Annotated in this window: 5 protein-coding genes; 3 read left to right on the top strand and 2 right to left on the bottom strand. The window is 61.8% G+C overall.

The features are described from left to right. A partial coding sequence (locus M0974_RS20045; protein ID WP_297840700.1) for an MFS transporter occupies window positions 1–299 on the bottom strand: 299 nt, incomplete at its 3' end. Between the two features lie 17 nt (window positions 300–316). Continuing rightward, window positions 317–1,300: a flavin reductase family protein gene (locus tag M0974_RS20040; RefSeq protein ID WP_297840698.1), complete on the bottom strand. Its 984-nt coding sequence runs from the start codon at window positions 1,298–1,300 to the stop codon at window positions 317–319. A gap of 200 nt (window positions 1,301–1,500) precedes the next feature. Here M0974_RS20040 and M0974_RS20035 point away from each other — a divergent pair, with 200 nt between their 5' ends. From M0974_RS20035 to M0974_RS20025, 3 genes are all read left to right on the top strand, one after another. Then, complete coding sequence (locus M0974_RS20035) at window positions 1,501–2,937, top strand: coniferyl aldehyde dehydrogenase (RefSeq protein ID WP_297840695.1); 1,437 nt, start codon at window positions 1,501–1,503, stop codon at window positions 2,935–2,937. Window positions 2,938–2,992: 55 nt separating this feature from the next. Then, window positions 2,993–4,645 (top strand): methyl-accepting chemotaxis protein, encoded by a 1,653-nt coding sequence (locus tag M0974_RS20030; protein WP_297840694.1) that lies wholly within the window; start codon window positions 2,993–2,995, stop codon window positions 4,643–4,645. Between the two features lie 97 nt (window positions 4,646–4,742). Continuing rightward, window positions 4,743–5,941 (top strand): amidase (locus tag M0974_RS20025; protein WP_297840690.1); only part of this gene is annotated, 1,199 nt, incomplete at its 3' end.

Here is a 5,941-nt window from a genome sequence, read left to right as displayed (position 1 = left end):
CTGCCGGCCAGACCGCAGGCCATTGTCGCCACAGCCCAGAGCAGGCACGACATTGCCAGCAGGCGGGTACGCGGTAAGCGGTCCACCAGGCGCCCGGCAGGCAGGCCCATGAGCGCATACACTGCCGCGAAAGCCAGGCCGGAGATCAACCCGATGCCAGTATCGCTGACCCCGAACTCGGATTTGATCGGTTCGATCATCACCGCGAGTATTTGTCGGCCGACAAAGTTGTCGGCAAACACCAAGGCCAGCAGCAATAGCAAACCGTGGCTGCGCCAGCCAACCCTGGCCGCAGTCATCGGAGCTACGCGGCCGGTCATCGCGGGGCCCAGAGATCCGGCAAGCCGGGGTCACTCACGACAATCAAGCGCTTGAGCAAGACTTTCAGGGCTTGTGCATCGGCGGGGCCGAGCTTGGCTGAGAGATCCTCTTCCACGGCTTTGGCCAGCGCCAGTTGATGCAGTGAAACCTCTCGACCCTGAGCCGTCAGGACAAAACGCAGCGACTCTGCCGAGCCCTCGATCGCCACCAGGCGCTGGCGTTCGAGAAAACGCATGCTGGCCAGCGTGACTTCGTGGCCAGTGTAGTTAACGAAGGTATTGATTTCTTCAAGGGTCAGATTGTCGCGGATACACAAAACCGACAGAACAAAAAACGTCTGTTCGTCCAGCTGCTGATTGTTCAGCATATTGCGCAGGATATTGAGTACTTGGTAATGTCCGCGGCCCAGCAGGTAACCGAGCAAGTCCTCGGTGTAACTGCACTCGGGTGGCGGCGGAGTGGTGGCCAGGCGCAACTCACTGCGTGGCTTGCGGGTCGCCAGTGCATATTGGCCACTCTGGAACGCCAGCGGCGCACGGTCGCTGTGATCGAACGCGAGCACTTCGCCGACAAAAATCACGTGGTCGCCGCCTTCATACTGGAACGCGGTGCGGCATTGAAAGCGCGCGGTGCAGTCTTGCAGCAGGGGCGCCCCGCTGACGCCATTATCCAGTTGGATTTCGGAGAACTTGTCCTCGCCCTGGGTGGCAAAGCGCCCCGACAGGGTTTCCTGTTCCGTGGACAGCACGTGGACGTTCCAGTGTTTGCCACTGGTGAAGACCGGCAGGCTGCGGGCTTGCTTGGACAGGCTCCAGAGCACCAGCGGCGGGTTGAGCGATACCGAGTTGAAACTGTTGGCTGTGATCCCCACGGGTGAGCCGTCTTCGGTCTGAGTGGTGATGATCGTGACCCCAGTAGTGAAGGTGCCGAGCGCGGCACGAAAAGCCTGGGGATCGAAACTGATGTTTTGCGTAGCCATGACTGGCCTCATGGAGTGGGATTTTCGTATGGCCAGTATTGGTCGCAGCACGCTGTGAAACATCGTCTCAACGGACTAACACTTTTGCTTGATCCTCGTCCGATCGGACGACGCGTTGCGAGGTGGCGCAAGACTAGGGTGGCGCCAGGCGCATTGGGCGCTTCCCGGCCATGGGGGCCAGTACGAGCAAGGAGACACGTATGAGTTCAGCCACATCATCCGTCGAAGCGCTATCGAGCCTGTTATCCCGGCAGAAAAGCGCATTCGCCAGTGCCGGTGCGGTGAGCGCCGACACTCGCCGACAGCGAATCCAGCAGGTAATCGATATGTTGGTCCGCCACCATGGCGAGTTGACCGAGGCGATCGACCTGGACTTTGGTGGTCGGCCCGCCGGTTTCTCCCTGATGAATGACGTACTGGGTGCCCTGGCTGCGCTCAAACATGCGCGCGATCATCTGCAAGGTTGGATGAAGGAAGATCCACGCCAGCCTTTCGAACCTTACGATCAACTCGGCGCCAAGGCCTGGGTGATGCACCAGCCCAAAGGCACGGTGGGCATTCTAGGCACGTGGAACGCACCGTTATATACACTGTTCAGCCCCCTGGCTTCGGCCTTGGCCGCTGGCAATCGGGCAATCCTCAAACCCTCGGAAGTGGTGCCACGGACCGCAGAGCTGGTAGCGCGCTTGTGCGCCGAGCATCTCGACCCGCTGGATGTGGCCGTGGTCAACGGCGATGCGCAACTGGGTGAAGCCTTTACCGCTCAACCGTTTGACCATCTGGTGTTCACCGGCAGTACCGCGATTGGCCGGTTGGTCATGCGCAACGCCGCGCAGAACCTGGTGCCGGTGACGCTGGAGCTGGGCGGCAAGTCGCCGGTCATCGTGGCCCGCAGTGCCGACCTGAACAAAGCTGCCTTTAGTATCGCCGCGGCCAAGGCCTGCAATGGCGGGCAGATCTGCATCAACCCCGATCTGGTGTATGTGCCCAAGGCGCTACTCGAACCGTTCCTTGATGCATTGCGCGCCGCCTATAGCGAGCTCAACCCTTCGGTGGCCGGCAATCCGGATGTGGTGGCGGTGGTCAACCAGCGGCACCTGGACCGCGTCGAAAGTTATGTTCTGGATGCTCAGGCCCGCGGCGCCCGCATCGAGTGCCTGCCCGAACCCCTGGCGCTGAATCCCCAAGACCGGCGCCGCCCCCTGCGCGTGGTGGTCGACCCGGCGCAGGACAGTTTGATCATGCGTGAAGAAATCTTCGGCCCCGCGGTGGTCGTGCTCACCTATGAAGACCTCGACCAGGCGATTGACGATATCAATGCGCGGCCACGTCCGCTGGCGCTGTATTACTTCGGCGAAGACCCGCAAGAGCAACAATACGTACTGGAGCACACCGTGTCCGGCGGGGTCACCGTCAACGACGTGATGATGCATGCGGCGATGCACGATGCACCGTTTGGCGGTGTCGGCGCCTCTGGTATGGGCCATTACCACGGCCGCGAAGGGTTTCTCGAGTTCAGCCACCAGCGCACGGTGTTCAAAGCCCCGGAGCATGATCCGCGTCGCGAATGGGGGCTCTTACCGCCTTATGGCGAGCACTATCTGGCGACCATGATTGCCATGGTTACTGCTGACTGAATGAGCGCGGGGCGCATTCCGCGCCTCGACAGCCGCACGAGATAGGCCATTGTTTATGTTCAAGGCAATCACTATCGCCCAGCGCTTGTGGCTCTGGGCGCTGCTGGCCACGTTGTTGTTCGTACTGGCAGTCGGTTTTGGCGCGTATGGCTTGCGGCAGGCGCGCGACAGCCTACGGGCAATTAACGAGGACAACCTGGCGACGCTGCTGATATTTGGCGAGGTCCAGCACCGTCTCGACGAAAGCCGGCGCCTGGTCTTGCTCGCCATTGAGCACGATCCGGACGGTTCGTTGGCGGCGGCGTTCGACCGCCCGGTCGAAGCAACCCTGAGCGCTATCGAGAGTAACGATCGGGCCCTTGATGAGGTCTGGGCGAAGTATCGGCAACGCTCCCTGAGCAGCGAAGAGCAACGCGCGGCCGAAGCGTTCACCAGCCATTACCAGGCATGGCAGGACGAGTTGGCAAACCTCCTGGAGTCGTTGCGTGCAGGGGATTATCGACTGCCAGGTATTCTCTCATTCTTGCGCGTGGCCGAGCCGCAAGGTGATGCTGCCGCAGTCGAGCTGGGCAAGTTGCAAGCGCTCCAGCAGGTCGCGGCCGAGCGAGGTTATGAGGAGGCGCAGCAACGCTATCGTTCGACCGTGCTGGCTTATCTGGTGCTGGCTGTGCTGGGTATGCTCGTGGGAAGTCTCACCGCGTTTTCCACCTTGACTCGTCTCAAACGGGCCTTTGCCCAGGCCGGCGCCAGTGTGCGCGCCATCGCCAGTGGTGACTTGTCGCAGCCCATCGTGGTCAAGGGCCGTGACGAGTTCGCGCTGATGCTCGGGGATATCGCGGCGATGCGCGATAGCCTGCACGGGCTGATCTCGCAAATGCGCGTGCTGGTACAGCGGGTCAGTAGCGAGGCGGCGCACATGGCTGAATCGGCAGAGCTGGCCTCGTTAGCCACCCAGCAGCAGGCTGACTCGGTGCGCGACATTTCCAGTGCGGTCGTGCATCTTTCGGGGTCGATCAGCGAAGTGGAAAATCATGTCGGGGTGTCGCGCAGTATCACTCAGCACTCGGCGGGGCGCTCGGACAAGAGCGAGGGTTTTATCCGCGACATGGCCCAGGAGATGAACCGCATCAGCGACGTGATCAGCGACACCGCTGTGCATATTCGCGAGCTGGAAGGCTTCTCTGGCGAGATCAGTCAGGTGCTCAATGTCATTCGTAACATTGCCGAGCAAACCAATCTGCTGGCCCTTAACGCTGCCATCGAGGCCGCGCGGGCAGGCGAACAGGGGCGTGGGTTTGCCGTGGTCGCCGACGAGGTGCGGTTGTTGGCCCAGCGCACCGCCAGCTCGATTGGTGAGATCGATCTGACCGTGCAACGCATTCAAGAAGGCACCTTGGCCGTAGTCGACGGCATGGGCCGGGTTGTGAGCCGCGTGCGTGACGGGGTCAGCCTGGCGCATGAAGCCGGTGACTCGGTGGCGCAGATTCGCAGTGGCACCGATGAAGTGATCCGTAGCGTGGACACCATTGCCACGGTGATCACCGAGCAAGTGCGGGTGACGCGAGAAATGGTCGCGCGGGTCGAGAGTGTCTCGGCGGGCACCGGCGCGCTTTCGGCCAGCGCAGGTCGCAGTGCCGTCGCCGCGTCTGATCTGGAGCAGCTGGCGCAGGCGTTGGATCAGTTGTCGGCTAGCTTCAATGTGGTTTGAATGCCCGGTCGGGATTAAGGCTCGCGGGGTATTTGCTGATACATAAAGCTGTTCAATCATCCTCATAAAAATAACTGAACAAGGCGCGACTATCACCATGCAGACCAACGAGCACGGACCGGTTACCTCTTTGACAACCACCTCATCCATTGCACCAGAGACCGGCTGGTCACGGCGTAACGTCCTCAAGGCCGGCGCATTGGCCGCGGGTGTCGGCCTCCTGGGCCGCTTCGCCGATGCTCGTGCAGCGGGTCTGTCGGCCAGTGACTACCAAGGTCTGGATGCCTGGGCCATGAGCCAGGCGATCCGCAGCGGCGAGCTGCGAGCCGACGACTTGCTGGCCGCAGCGCTCGCCCGCTGTCACGAGGTTAATCCCAAGGTCAATGCGGTGAACATGCTGCACGAGGCCTACGCCCGCACGCTGTTGTCGCAGCGCAGCGCAGCCGGCACTGAAACCCAGGGCTCGCTGGCCGGCGTGCCGGTGTTGATCAAAGACCTCAATACCTACCTGCAAGGCACCAGGACCACCAATGGTTGCCGGCTGTTCAAGGATGCCCCGCCAGCGACTCAGACCAGCACCTTGATTGCCCGCTATCAGCAGGCGGGGGCAGTGCCCTTTGGCAAAGTCGCGTGCCCCGAGTTCGGCTTGACCACCACCACCGAATCGTTGCTCTGGGGGCAGACGCGTAATCCGTGGAATCTGGCCATGAGTGCGGGTGGTTCTTCCGGCGGCTCGGCGTCGGCCGTGGCGGCCGGGATCGTACCCGTGTCCCACGCCACCGACGGCGGCGGTTCGATCCGTATTCCTGCCTCGTACTGCGGCCTGGTGGGCCTCAAGCCCAGTCGTTATCGCACGCCGAGCGGGCCAGGGCATTTTGAAGGCTGGTTTGGTGCCAGTGTCGGCAACGTAGTCTCGCGCACGGTGCGCGATACCGCACTGTTTCTCGATGCCGGCCAGGGCCATGAAGCAGGCAGTTCCTATTGGTGCTCGCCGTTGGCCCGTCCTTATGTAGAGGAGCTGCAGCGCACACCGGGCAAGTTGCGCGTGGCCGTGGTTCGCCAGTCGTTGACCGGCGCGGCACTGGAGCCGGCGATTGCCGCCACCCTGGAACAGACCATCAAGCATTTGTTGGGGTTGGGACATGAAATTGAAGAGCTGACGCTGAACGTCGATCCACGCCAGTTGTTCGGTGCCCATGGCACGGTACTCGGTACTGCATTGCTGACTCTGGTTCATGACCGCGAGCAGGTGTTGGGACGAGCAGCTACGGCGCAGGACCTTGAACAGATCACCCG

Origin of the sequence: Pseudomonas sp. (assembly GCF_026224925.1) — a bacterium.
In the GTDB taxonomy this organism is placed as follows: domain Bacteria; phylum Pseudomonadota; class Gammaproteobacteria; order Pseudomonadales; family Pseudomonadaceae; genus Aquipseudomonas.
Note: the sequence above shows the minus strand (reverse complement) of the source record. Positions and strands in the feature narration are given on the sequence as shown.